Genomic DNA, 13,575 nt, shown 5'->3' with positions numbered 1-13,575 from the left:
GGTTTTTACTTTGATTTTGTCATAAATTAGTAATAAATTCTAAATTATACAAAAAAAAATCCGAAAAAAAAAGGTTTACACTATATTTTGTAGAATATAATATTTTGAGAATGTTCTAAAAATAAGTCAATTCAGTTATAAAGTTAACGACATTTCAATGGATTTTTAAAGGGGAAATTAAAATGAGTGAATATGTTAATGATAATGTATTACAAGAAACAGATATTGATAAAGTTATTGAGTTATCAAAGGTTTTGTTATTTGAAAATGATAGAAATGCTTTGCATAGCAAGTTAATTAATATAATAAATAGTTATTTTAAAGTTAAAAGGGTATTAATTTTAGAGTGTGTAAATAGAAATTTTGAAGTAGTAATAGAATGGAAAGAGCAGTGTGGTGAAGCAATTTTTTATAATGAAAGAAATATTAAAGACACCTCTAATATATTTAGAGGCACCTCTAATATATTTAGAGGCATTATAGAAGAAGTCTGTGATTGCAAAAAAGAAAAAGTAATTAATAAAGGTAGTGAAGGTTTTGAAGTTTTTTACCCATTGATTTACAAGGAAGAGTTATTAGAAATTATATACATAGAGAAAAATCTTGAATATAGTAATATGGATTTAAAAATGCTTAAGCTAATTTGCTTTCAGGTTGCGGCTGTTATGGAAAGAATAAGTATAGAAGAGGCTAAAGTTCAGAAAATTGAAAGTGAAGAAGAATATAAAAAGTTATTTGAATTATCTCCTGATGCTATATGTGTGCTCAGCGGTGGGAAAATAGTCTTAGCTAATCCTGCGACTGAAGGATTGTTCGATGTGAAGGACTCTAAGGATATAATTGGAAGAAGTATTATGGAGTTTGTTCATCTTGATTACATTGATATTGCTAGGAGTAGAATAAATATAATATATGAAGGCGGAATGACGACACCATTTATTGAAGAGAAATTTCTTACAAGTGGTGGGTCTGTTATTGATGTTGAGTTAGGCACAGCTGCTTTTAAGTATAAGGGGGAGCTAGCAGTTTTAATAGTGACTCGCAATATTGACAAAAGAAAAAAGATGGAGAGAAATCTAAGGGAGAGTGAAACACTATTAAGGGAGATAACTGAAAATACTTCTGATATGATTATAAAAACAGATACTGATGGTAGAATTAAATATATTACAGCTGCTCAAAAGGCGATACTTGGGTATGCTACAGATAATGTCATTGAAAGGCACGTTTTTGATTTTGTTTACGGGGATGATAAGAAAAATGTATTAAGGGAAATTAGAAAACTAATTACTTCAACTACAAATGAAAAATTCAAATGTAGATGCTTGCATGCAAATGGAGATATTGTATGGTTAGAGATTTGTGGTAGTAAATTATTAGATGATAATAATAAAGTTAAAGCCTTAATATTGTCATCAAGAGATATTACTAAGCGACTTGAAAACGAAGGGATAATGAAAGAAAATGAGGAAAAGACAAGATTTTTAAATCAAGCAATAAAATATGATAGATTTAGGACGGATTTTTTTGCGAATATATCTCATGAATTAAGAACACCGATCAATGTTATTTCTGGTACTATCCAGCTTATGGAACTTAAATTCAAGGAACTCTTTAATGGAAATGAGGGTAAAAGCAAGGAATATTTAAAAACTATGAAACAAAACTGTTATAGATTAATAAGATTGACTGACAACTTAATAGATGTAACAAAAATAGATGCGGGATATTTTGAAATTCATTTAGGTAATTGTAATATTGTTAGTATTATAGAGGAAATAACTTTGTCTGTAGCTGAGTATGTATCAAATAAAGGAATATCACTTTTATTTGATACAGAAATGGAAGAAAAAATAATAGCTTGTGATAAAGATAAAATAGAAAGAATAATGTTGAATCTCATTTCAAATGCAATAAAATTCACAAATTCAGGTGGAAATATTTTAGTATATATTTTTGAAAAAAAAGATAGTGTTGTTATCTCTGTTAAGGATACAGGTATTGGAATAGAAAAAGAAAAGCAACAATGTATTTTCGAAAGATTTATTCAAGTTGATAAGTCACTTACGAGAAATAGAGAAGGGAGTGGCATAGGATTATCTTTAGTTAAGTCGTTAGTAGAAATGCATGGAGGTAAAATGTTTTTAGAAAGCGAGATTAATATAGGAAGTAAATTTAGTTTTGAACTTCCTATAAAAAAGTTACTAGATATTGAGGAAGTTTTTGTTGATAATAATTTGAGTGTTAATAGTAATATTGAAAAGATTAAGATTGAGTTTTCAGATATATATTAATGTCTACTACCTTAGGGTTATACAGGAAACCGTGCTATAAATAGCATGGTTTTTTTTATAAGCCACCCTGCAAGGTAGGTTTTTTAAGTGAAAATCCTGTAACAGATAGTGGAATTTAAGAATTTGATTATTTTAGGTGATTAGCTTATTATATATATTGGGGTATTAGTATTTAGTGAAATTAATGCCGTGCTTAAAAAAGTATTAATTCGAAGAAAATCTTATGTTTTAAGGAGAAAATTTATGAAAGATAAAAGAATACTACTAGCGAATAGTTTATTATTAGGAGCGTTATTGTTATTTATTTCAATACCCTTAATAGCAATAAAGGTATTTAGATTACAGGGTTCTATAAGCGGGGATACCTCACTTCTACTTTCTGGAGGGTCAAGTGTTATAGCACTTGGTGGAATTGCTTTATTATATTGCAGGATTACTAAAAGAAGCTTTAATAAGGTAATGGTAATAAAGAAGATATCTCTAAAGCAAGTTTTTTTAATTATGTCTATATCAGTCGGTACTTATATTTTTGCAATAGGCGTTAATATGATAAGCATGAAGTTATTTCCCATTGCAATAAAGGATAGTATGGCAATATCTAAATTACTAAACAGTAGTTCAACATTATTAGGGTTAGTGGTGATAGTTTTGGTGCCAGCATTTTTTGAGGAAATATTTTTTAGAGGAATTTTCTTAGATGCTTATGAGGGGATAAATAAAAAAATTAAATTTTTTATAATAACTGCAATCTTTGCAACCTTTCATGGTAATGTAATGCAAATTATTTACGTAATGTTTTTAGGACTTGTTCTATTAAAGGTAAGGGAATATACAGGATCGCTTGTAGGGAGTATGACACTTCATGCAGTAAATAATGCAATATCTTTTATTTTAAGTAAAGTCGTAATGAATTATATGAAGCTTGTGAATAATGGAATAAAGAATGGTGTGATAGATCAAACACAAGTACAAGCAGCTGCGACAACTGATGCAATGAATGCTAGTTTAACTGTGATTTTACTTAGAGCTTCAATATTTTTACTAATCGGAGGATCTATATTATTTATAAACTTAAGAAAATTAAAAGAATATAAAGAGGAAAAAGATGGATTAGATCTCATTGAAGAAGAAAAGGACATTGAAGGAAAATATATAGCAAGAAAAGAAGAAATTATAGATATAGATAGAAGACATTATATTCCATTAGTTATATATTTTATTTCTATGACTGTGCTGGTTGTTCTAAGGTATTAAAGCATCTTCTGCGAAGATGCGTATCGGGGAATTTACAGCTTGACAATTTTTTTCTTTATGATAGAATATAAAAAATATAAATGTTAAATCGTATAACCCCAATAATATGGTTTGGGGGTTTCTACCAGGAACCTATAATTCCTGATTACGAAGAAGATATAACTATGTTTATCTTCTTTGTGGTCAGGATTTTTTATTTTTTGCTAATTAAATCATCTCCTGTGGAGCTGAAATGTCATTAAAATTAAAAGGAGGACAATATGGAATTTAAAAATTTACCTAAAATTGATTTACATTGTCATTTGGATGGAAGTGTAAGACCGGGAACAATAATTGATATAGCAAAAGAAGAGGGTATAAGTATTCCCTACTATGATATTGAAAATATTAGAAAAGAAGTTACAGCCCCAGCAGAATGTAAATCTCTTGATGAGTATTTAAAAAGGTTTGAAATTCCGAATTTAGTAATGCAATCAAAGGAGAGTTTAAGAAGAATTACATTTGAACTTCTTTGCGATTGTGCAAAAGAAAATGTAAAATATATTGAAGTTAGATTTGCACCACTACTTCATATAACAAAGGGTTTAAGTGTAGAAGACGTAATAGAGAGTGTAATATCTGGGATCAAATATGCAGAAGAGAAATATGATATAAAAGGAAATGTAATACTTTGCTGCATGAGATTTATGTCTATTGATAAAGCATTTGAGGTTGTAAAAGCTGGCAGAAAGTACCTCTTGAAAGGTGTAGTTGCAATAGATTTATGTGGATCTGAAGGAGAAGGCTTTTGTGAAAAATTTATAGAACCTATATCCTTAGCTAAAGAATATGGATATAGAGTAACTATCCATGCAGGTGAAACAGGAATAGGAAAAAATGTCCTTGAAGCAGTGGAACTTTTGGGGGCAGAAAGGATAGGTCATGGAGTATTTATTAAAGACTGCATTGAAGCCTATAACATTGTAAAAGATAAAGGAATTACTCTTGAAATGTGTCCAACAAGTAACATCCAGACTAAAGCAATTGATACTTTTGAAAAACACCCAATTTATGATTTTTTTAATGATGGAATAAGGGTGAGCGTCAATACTGATAATAGAACTGTATCTGACACAAATATGACTAAGGAATGCGATGTATTATTAAGAGAATTTAACATTACGTTTGAGGAATATAAACAAATTTATCTTAATAGTGTTGATGCAGCATTTGCTGATTTAGAAACAAAGGAATGGTTAAGGAAATATATCTAAGTGATTAATACCCTAGTATATTAATCAAAAATTTGGTAGAATAATATTATTATAAGTGATATTATTTAAATAAGGTTAAATACATACCAAGTGATAATCTAAATTTAGTAGAACTTAATATATGGGCGGGCAATTTGATGTGTGGAACACTAGGATATGTCAATCCTATAGATTTATTAAAAAAAGAAATGAGCGAAATAGAAGACTAGATTACAAATTAAGTTTTTTAAATAAAGAGCAGATTTCATCCCATATTTAGGGATGAAATCTACTCTTTGTTTTTAAATAAGTTTCGAATATTAATTAACTTTCACACGTGTTAGAATTATTTTACATTTATTTTTATCCCTTAATTGTATATTATACAAAATATAATACTTGGGTATTTTCTATATACTTATGTTAAACTAAAATTCACGCGAATAAATGTTAGAATAAATTCTAATATATTGGTAACTTACAAAGAGGAGGGAAGTGCGTAAACATCGGAAGAAATTATTTAAATAGGTTGGTGAGCAAATTGAAAAGAAAAAGGGTGAGAAGTAAAAGGATTTTTTTTGCAGGTATGTTATTTTCCATAGCATTTATGGGTCTTGTGAGTAGAATGGTTTATTTAATGGTTATTAATGGGCCAGATTATAAACAGCTGGCATTAAACAATTGGACAAAAACTATAAAAATAGCTCCCCAAAGGGGGGAGATTCTGAGCAGAAACGGTTCAAAATTGGCATTAAGTGCAGATGTTTACAGGGTTGATGTTGATTTAAATGTATTTAAAAGATACTTAGAAGTTAAAAAAATACCTGAAGAACAAGCCATTGAACAATTGTCGCAGAAACTGGATGTTAAAAAGAGCGAATTTGAAAAAATATTAGATAGCAAAGATGGCAATGGCAAGCTACTTAAATTTGTATCATTGAAGAGAAAGGTTGATAAGAAGGGTGCAGATGCGGTTAAAGATTTAAAATATAATGGCATAATAATTTCAAACGATGTAGAGAGAATGTATCCAAATGATAGCGTTTTATCCCAGGTTATCGGACATACCAATTTGGAGGGAAATGGAATAAGTGGAGTAGAACAGAGTTATAATAATGAATTAGCAGGTATTCCCGGGGTAAAAGTGACAGAAGTGGATAGGAATAATAATGAATTGCCCTATAAAGAAGCAACCACGGTTCAACCTGTAAATGGAAAGGATTTAACATTAACTATAGATGAACAAATTCAAAATTTAGCTGAAAAAGTAGCAAAAGAAACATTGGATGAAAATAGTGCAAAGTCTGTAAGCATAATAATTATGAATCCGCAAAATGGTGAAATTTTGGCTATGGTTAATACACCGGGATATAATCTAAATAAGCCTTATGTAGAAGGGAAAACAGATAGTGAAGTACAGGAAATATGGAAGAATAGAGCTATCAGTAATGTATTTGAGCCAGGATCAATTTTCAAGGTTATAACAGCTGCTGCTGCACTTGAAAATAACGTGGTGACGGACCAGGACCGATTTGTAAGTAATGGAAGCATTAAGGTTGGAAGTACAACATTGTATAATGATAATAAAGAAAATCATGGGGTTGAGACTTTTTCAGATATAATAAAAAATTCCGATAATGTTGGATTTGTTAACCTGGGACAAAAAATTGGAGAGGAAAATTTTTATAAATTTTTAAAGGCGGCTAACTTTGGACAGAAAACCGGTATAGATTTGCCAGGTGAAAGTACTGGATTAATAAAGGATTTAAATAGTATTAAACCTATTGATCTTGCTACAATGGCTTATGGTCAAGGTGTAGCGGTTAGCCAAGTGCAGTATATCGCTGCCTTCAATGCAATAGCTAATGGAGGTACATGGATAAGACCCCATGTTATGAAAGAGATATCACATATGGTGGAAGATAAAAAAGTTGTGGATAAAAAATATGATAATCTTGGTGAAAAGGTTATAACCAGCAAAGAAAAAGCAGCTGAATTAAGAATGTATTTGGAAAGGGCTGTTAAGGAGGGAACTGGAAAGGATACCTATATGGAGGGGTACCGCATAGCTGGAAAGACAGGAACTGCAAATAAGGTTAACAGTACTGAAGGGGGTTACGGTTCTGGTAAATATGTAGCATCCTTTGCAGGTATGGCTCCTGCTAATAATCCAGAGGTAACATTGATAGTTACAATAGAAGAGCCAAACCCGGAAAAATATTATGCTGCCCAGACAGCAGTACCGGCAGCACGTAAGTTATTTTCAGGGTTGTTTAGAATACTTAACATGTCTACGGATAATGTGAGTGATACAAATTGATACTAAATGAAAATAAAGAGCAGATTTCAGCCCATGTTAGGGATGAGATCTGCTCTTTGTTTTTTGAATAAGTATCGAATATTAATTAACATTCACATGTGTTAGAATTATTTTGCATTTATTTTTATTCCTTCTTTTTTAGCCTTATGTTGAAAGATCAAACCTAAAATTTGCAAAGCAATTAATGGAGTTAAAGCAACCATGGCAATTACGCCAAATCCATCAATTAATACATTCGCTCCTTCAATGGCCTCAGCGGCACCTTGTGCAAAGGCTAAAATAAAAGTTGCTGCCATTGGACCAGAAGCTACACCGCCAGAGTCAAATGCTATTCCTACGAATAGTTTCGGCACAAAATATGACATAATAATTGAAATTGCGTATCCTGGTAAAAGAAAATGCCACAACTGAATCCCGGGTACAACTATTCTTAACATTGATAATGCTACTGCAAAGGCAACTCCGATAGAAAGAGTAAAAATTACTGCCTTCTTTTTTATATATCCATGAGTAACAATTTCTATCTGATCTGTAAGTACATGCACAGCCGGTTCAGCTAATATTACCACTAATCCAAGTATGAACCCAACAATGACAAGAATCCAACTACTATGTAGGGAAGCAATACTGTGTCCGACTACAGTTCCAATCTCTATAAAACCAGCATTTACTCCTGTTAAAAATAATATCAGTCCAATAAAAGAATATAGAATACCTCTCAATATCTTTGAAAATTCCTTTTTTGAAAGCTTAAATGATATTTTATTGAATATAAAAAATAATAATAATAATGGAAGCAAGGTGAAAAAAACTTCACTTATCATAGTTGGCAATTTTTCAATAAATGGATTTATAATTGAGGTTGAGCTGACAGTACTAGTGCTTAGGTCGCCAACAATTTTATCAGACTTTGATATAAGGCTCATAATAATAACGGATAAAATAGCGCCTGTGGATGCTACTGCTACTAGTCCGAAACTATCTTCTTCCGAGGATATTCCATCTTTTTTTATTGAAGACACTCCTAACGCAAGTGCTAATATAAATGGAACGGTCATTGCGCCCGTAGTAGCACCAGAAGCATCAAATGATATTGCTAAAAATTCAGAAGATGTAAATAAAGATAGAACAAAAATAATCAAATATATTGCAGTTAACATTTTCTTTAATGATTTATTATAAATTATTCTTAATAAACCTATAGATAGCATAATTGCAATACCAATAGATACAACAACTAAAATCGAAAGTTTAGTTATTGATCCCGATGTTACAGTACTAACTTGAGAAGCAAGAATTTGCAAATCTGGTTCAGCAATTGTAATAAAAAAACCGAGTATTAATCCCGAAAAAACTAAGACCAATACTTTACTGTTTTTAGCAAGAGAACTTCCCATTAAAGTACCAATAGGGGTAACTCCAGTGTCCACACCAAGTAAAAATATAGACAGTCCAAATATTATGAAAATTGCGCCTATTAAAAATCTAAGTATTAGATGTGTTTCAAGAGGGATGATTGTAAAATTCAATAGTAATACTATTAAAGTAATTGGGAGTACAGAAAATAAAACTTCTTTAAATTTTTTAATAATGATATTCAAATATAAGACACCTCCATTTAAAGTCTAAAAATTAGGATATATATTGTTATTTATTTGCGTTTAATATGTAAAAATTCAATGAAATTGTTCACTTGCTCGAGTTCTTGGTCGGTTAGATCATCAGTGCCAGTAAGGTGTACAGTGGTAATAGGAGAATGGGTGCTATCCATATATCCTGCCGCTTTCATAATATCATCGTAGGGCATCTCAAGAGCTCTTGCTATGCATTTTAATACCAGTGGTGATGGATTCTTTCTTTCTCCATTTTCAAGTCGATGTATCTCCGTATGACTTATGTCTGCAAGTGAAGCTAGCTTACGACTAGATAAATTTCTTGAAGTTCTATGTTCAAAAATAAATTTCCCAATATCGCTCACGATAATACCTCCATTAAAATAATATATTGTAAGTATAACATAATTGTAACCTAAAAGCAACAATATCATGCATTTCGGTTCTCATAGGTTCCGTAATTATTGAAGAATAGAGGGAATAAATGTTGAAATGGAAGGAAATAAATCATGAAGGATGTGGTTAATTATATATCCTTACTAACAAAGCACTGATTTACAATAAATTGGTGCTTTGTTAGTGGTTTTCCAAAAAAAAACAGCGATTTGTATACGGATTGCTGTTTTTTTATATAAAATATGGTATAATATAAAGTGATTGGAAATTAAGCGCGGATGAAAAAACATACGAAAAACTTGTATTTTGTATGTTTCCTGGATGATTAAGAAGGAAGGAAAAGAAAGATGATAATGCTTCAGAAAATATATAATCTTTGTGAATGTTTTGAAAAGCAAGATAGAAAAGCATGTATTGTTAAATTAATAGATAAGGGCTACAGCGAAGGGTCTGCAACAATATATTATAACATTTGGAGGAGGCATTACATGGATTCGAGTAGTAAAGATTTAATGCTTTCAGGTATTTATATAGAAACTCATAGAGTAAGAAAACTTTTAGAAGAGTGTACTTTTATGGAACGTCAAAGGTATCTTGAAGCTTTAAGTAAAGAGCAACTTGTTAGAATAGCACAGGCAGTACTCAAATAAAATTACAAAACAAATTTGTTAAATAAAAGTAATTTATTTAAAGAGTTATGGGTGTTTTTTAGTTATAATTAAATAGTGGGTAATAATTTAAAAAACTAAAGGGAGGGTTATTTACATGGATGTAGAAAAATTAACGGTAAAGGTTCAACAATCCTTAAATGAGGCTCAATTATTAGCTGTAAAAAATAATCATCAACAGGTAGATACTGTGCATTTATTTGCAGCACTTATAGCTCAAGAGGACGGTCTTATTCCTAATATATTTAGTAAAATGGGAGTGAATACAGCAAAGCTTAATGAGGAGATTAACAAAGAAATAAATAGTATGCCAAAAGTTACAGGAAGTGGTGCAGATAGTGGATCAGTTTATGCTACTAGAAGGTTTGAAGAAGTTTTTGCACGGGCCGAAGATGAAGCTAAAAAGTTTAAAGATTCTTTTATAAGTGTCGAACATGTAATGCTTGGACTTATAGATGTGAATTCTAAAGACATTCGAGATATTTTAAAGAAATTTAATATAACTAAAGAAGCTTTTTTAAATGTGTTATCGACCGTTAGGGGAAATCAGAGAGTGGAAAATGCTGATCCAGAGGGCACTTATGAGGCATTAGTGAAATATGGAACAAACCTTGTGGAACAAGCTAAAAAACATAAACTAGATCCAGTGATAGGAAGAGATGAGGAAATTAGGCGAGTTATAAGAATACTTTCTAGAAGAACTAAAAATAATCCAGTGCTTATAGGAGAACCTGGAGTAGGTAAAACTGCTATAGTAGAAGGGCTAGCTCAAAGAATTGTAAAGGGAGACGTACCAGAAGGGCTTAAAAATAAAATAATATTTTCTTTAGATATGGGAGCACTTATTGCGGGGGCCAAATTTAAAGGTGAGTTTGAAGAAAGACTTAAAGCAGTGCTTAAAGAAGTACAAAATAGTGAAGGTAGAATAATTTTATTTATAGATGAAATTCATAATATAGTGGGAGCAGGGAAATCAGAGGGTTCTATGGATGCTGGAAACATGATAAAGCCACTGCTAGCCAGAGGAAGCCTTCATTGCATTGGGGCGACCACTTTTGATGAGTATAGGAAATATTTGGAGAAGGATAAAGCCTTAGAGCGAAGGTTCCAACCAGTAACTGTAGAAGAACCTACAGTTGAAGATTCTGTGTCAATACTTAGAGGTCTTAAAGAAAAATTTGAAATATATCATGGTATAAGGATTCATGATTCAGCCATTATTGCTGCAGCAAAGCTTTCGAATAGATATATAACGGCGAGATTTCTTCCAGATAAGGCAATAGATCTTATAGATGAAGCTTGTGCTATGATAAGGACTGATATAGATAGTATGCCTACAGATATGGACATGGCTAAACGTAAGATATTTCAGTTAGAAATTGAAAAGAAGGCTTTATCTAAAGAAAAGGATGAGGCTTCAAAGAAAAGGCTCATAATACTCGAAAAAGAGCTAAGTAATTTAAAAGATAAAGATAATGAGATGACAGCAAAATATGAGAAAGAAAAGTCTAAGATAGTTGAAATTAGAAATTTGAAAGCAGAGCTCGATGCTTCAAGGGGGGACATAGAAAAATCAGAAAGAGAATATGATTTAAATAAAGTGGCAGAGCTTAAATATGGAGTAATTCCTAAGCTAGAAGCTCAGATAAAAGAAAAAGAAAAAGAAATTCATAAAAATAATGAAACAGCCATGCTTAAAGAAGAAGTAACCGAAAATGAAATTTCACAGATAGTATCAAAGTGGACTGGTATACCTGTAACAAATCTCCAAGAAAGCGAGAGGAAGAAGCTCCTAAGACTTGAAGATGAATTATCTGAGCGGGTAATTGGTCAAAAAGAAGCAGTAACTGCAGTGTCAAATGCAGTAATAAGGGCGAGGGCCGGTATGAAGGATCCAAGAAGACCTATTGGTTCATTTATATTCCTTGGGCCTACTGGTGTCGGAAAAACTGAACTTGCTAAAACTTTAGCTAAAATTTTATTTGAGAGTGGTGAAAACATAATAAGGATAGATATGTCGGAATATATGGAGAAATATTCTGTGTCAAGACTTATAGGGGCACCACCAGGATATGTAGGTTATGAAGAGGGCGGTCAGCTTACAGAAGCTGTTAGGCGTAAACCTTATAGCGTAGTATTATTTGATGAAATAGAAAAAGCTCACGAGGATGTGTTTAACATATTTCTTCAAATACTAGACGATGGACGCCTAACTGATAATCAGGGCAAGATTGTGAATTTCAAAAACTGCATAATAATTATGACTTCAAATATCGGAAGCAACTACCTCTTGGAAAACAAAGAAAGTGGAGGCATAGAACAGCATATCCGTGATAGAGTTATGGGCGAGCTAAAATCCAAATTTAAACCGGAATTTTTAAATAGATTAGATGATATAATATTATTTAAACCATTAGAAACAAAAGAAATAGAAGGAATAGTTGATATATTCCTAGCAGATATTCAAAATAGGCTTAAAGATAAAAACATATCAATGAAAGTAACTACGGATGCTAAGGAACTTATGGCAGAAGAAGGCTACGATCCGATCTACGGTGCACGTCCGTTAAAGAGATATATTGAAAATGTTTTAGAAACATCTATTGCAAAGAAAATTATTAGGGGAGATATAAATGATGGTTCTATCATCGGTGTAGATGCAAAGGATAATCAAATTATAATAGAAAAAATTTAACTTAATAGAGCTATTAAAAGTCACTTTTCATTGAGGTGGATTTTGACAGATAACGGTAAAAGCAAGAGAATCTAAAAGATAATAATAAAAGCACTTACTTAGGTAGGTGCTTTTATTATTATTTTTATATAAAATCACTAAATATTAGGTGTCATGGCTAACAAGTGGCGGTGATAACATCTAGCATTGAAAGTTTAGTTAGTGATATAATATAACTAAAGAAGCTGATTTGTATGGTGTAGATTGAGCCAAGATTTGTGAGGGTGATTAAATGAATTTCTTAGTAAACTTAATAATAAAGACATCGGTAGATACATTATATTTGACAGGGATGATAATTCTTGTAGGATTCATCCTTGGCTTTTTAAGGGAGCATTCAATAGAAAATTTGCAAAGGAGTTTTGGGTGGAAGGCAGTTGCTATTACCGCTATTGTAGGTGTTCCCATACATGAAATTTCTCATGCTATTTTTTGTTTTCTCTTTGGGCACAAAATTACAAAAGTGGTACTAATACAAAAGAGAGACGAAAATGGTGTACTTGGGTATGTAAAGCATGCCTATAATCCTAATAGTGTATATCAACAGATAGGTAATTTTTTCATAGGCACTGCACCTATATTCGGAGGAATCGCGTCTATAATAGCTTTAATGTACGTCATAATTCCTAAGACATATAATGAATTTATAACTATATCTATTAATAATTTAAATGTAACTAAATTAAACGGTATAGCTCTGAATGGAATAATGACTTCTTATGTTAATTTAATAAAAATAATCTTTTCAATTAAGAATTTTACTAATCCCTATTTTATATTGTTTTTATTTTTAGCTATATGTATTTCATCTCATATATCGTTAAGCTCTGCGGATATTAAAGGGGCCTCTAAGGGATTATTTATAATATTCCTAATAATATTAGGTCTCAATACCCTTGGCATTTCGAGATTTGTTATGGCTGAAGATATATTGAAATATAACATTGTATTAATAGGATTTCTCATAGTATCATTGATTTTTTCAAGTATAACTTACATTGTAAGTTTACTAATATCATTAATAAAAATATAATGCAATGAAAGCACTGTTTGTTATTTAGCTA

General features: G+C 31.2%; 9 protein-coding genes and 1 riboswitch. Of the genes, 7 read left to right on the top strand and 2 right to left on the bottom strand.

The features are described from left to right. Positions 1-182 precede the first annotated feature (182 nt). The 4 genes from KTC94_RS06615 to KTC94_RS06600 all read left to right on the top strand — a co-directional run bounded on the left by KTC94_RS06615 (position 183) and on the right by KTC94_RS06600 (position 7,100). Positions 183-2,294: a PAS domain-containing sensor histidine kinase gene (locus KTC94_RS06615; RefSeq protein WP_220319999.1), complete on the top strand. Its 2,112-nt coding sequence runs from the start codon at positions 183-185 to the stop codon at positions 2,292-2,294. Between the two features lie 243 nt (positions 2,295-2,537). Further along, the gene (locus KTC94_RS06610; protein WP_220320000.1) at positions 2,538-3,548 is read left to right on the top strand and encodes a CPBP family intramembrane glutamic endopeptidase; all 1,011 of its coding nucleotides are present in this window, start codon (positions 2,538-2,540) and stop codon (positions 3,546-3,548) included. A 68-nt stretch (positions 3,549-3,616) separates the two neighbouring features. Further along, positions 3,617-3,716, top strand: a riboswitch (purine riboswitch). Positions 3,717-3,808: 92 nt separating this feature from the next. Beyond that, positions 3,809-4,801, top strand: coding sequence for an adenosine deaminase (add, locus tag KTC94_RS06605; protein WP_216302904.1), 993 nt, complete (start codon positions 3,809-3,811; stop codon positions 4,799-4,801). Positions 4,802-5,321: 520 nt separating this feature from the next. Next, positions 5,322-7,100, top strand: a complete 1,779-nt coding sequence (locus KTC94_RS06600; RefSeq protein WP_220320001.1) for a penicillin-binding protein 2 — start codon at positions 5,322-5,324, stop codon at positions 7,098-7,100. A 107-nt stretch (positions 7,101-7,207) separates the two neighbouring features. Here KTC94_RS06600 and KTC94_RS06595 read toward each other — a convergent pair whose 3' ends face one another. Both KTC94_RS06595 and KTC94_RS06590 read right to left on the bottom strand, forming a co-directional pair. Then, positions 7,208-8,701 carry a DUF1538 domain-containing protein gene (locus KTC94_RS06595; RefSeq protein WP_216302902.1) on the bottom strand — a complete coding sequence of 498 codons (1,494 nt, stop codon included), beginning with the start codon at positions 8,699-8,701 and terminating at the stop codon, positions 7,208-7,210. A gap of 50 nt (positions 8,702-8,751) precedes the next feature. Further along, on the bottom strand, positions 8,752-9,078 hold the full coding sequence (locus tag KTC94_RS06590; RefSeq protein ID WP_165413131.1) for a helix-turn-helix domain-containing protein: 327 nt from the start codon (positions 9,076-9,078) through the stop codon (positions 8,752-8,754). A 519-nt stretch (positions 9,079-9,597) separates the two neighbouring features. Here KTC94_RS06590 and KTC94_RS06585 point away from each other — a divergent pair. The 3 genes from KTC94_RS06585 to KTC94_RS06575 all read left to right on the top strand — a co-directional run bounded on the left by KTC94_RS06585 (position 9,598) and on the right by KTC94_RS06575 (position 13,544). Further along, entirely contained in the window at positions 9,598-9,759 is a 162-nt protein-coding gene (locus KTC94_RS06585; protein ID WP_165413130.1) for a hypothetical protein, read from the top strand. 115 nt (positions 9,760-9,874) lie between these two features. After that, on the top strand, positions 9,875-12,472 hold the full coding sequence (clpB, locus tag KTC94_RS06580) for an ATP-dependent chaperone ClpB (RefSeq protein ID WP_220320002.1): 2,598 nt from the start codon (positions 9,875-9,877) through the stop codon (positions 12,470-12,472). Between the two features lie 271 nt (positions 12,473-12,743). After that, a complete protein-coding gene (locus tag KTC94_RS06575) occupies positions 12,744-13,544 on the top strand; it encodes a hypothetical protein (RefSeq protein WP_220286494.1) in 801 nt (266 codons plus the stop codon). The last annotated feature ends 31 nt before the right edge of the window (positions 13,545-13,575 follow it).

This window comes from Clostridium sp. CM028 (genome assembly GCF_030585565.1).
GTDB lineage: Bacteria > Bacillota > Clostridia > Clostridiales > Clostridiaceae > Clostridium_AD > Clostridium_AD estertheticum_B.
Note: the sequence above shows the minus strand (reverse complement) of the source record. Positions and strands in the feature narration are given on the sequence as shown.

Coding starts and splice junctions, on each gene's coding strand:
- KTC94_RS06615 (WP_220319999.1), top strand. CDS start 183: ATGAGTGAATATGTTAATGATAATGTATTACAAGAAACAGATATTGAT.
- KTC94_RS06610 (WP_220320000.1), top strand. CDS start 2,538: ATGAAAGATAAAAGAATACTACTAGCGAATAGTTTATTATTAGGAGCG.
- add (WP_216302904.1), top strand. CDS start 3,809: ATGGAATTTAAAAATTTACCTAAAATTGATTTACATTGTCATTTGGAT.
- KTC94_RS06585 (WP_165413130.1), top strand. CDS start 9,598: ATGGATTCGAGTAGTAAAGATTTAATGCTTTCAGGTATTTATATAGAA.
- clpB (WP_220320002.1), top strand. CDS start 9,875: ATGGATGTAGAAAAATTAACGGTAAAGGTTCAACAATCCTTAAATGAG.
- KTC94_RS06575 (WP_220286494.1), top strand. CDS start 12,744: ATGAATTTCTTAGTAAACTTAATAATAAAGACATCGGTAGATACATTA.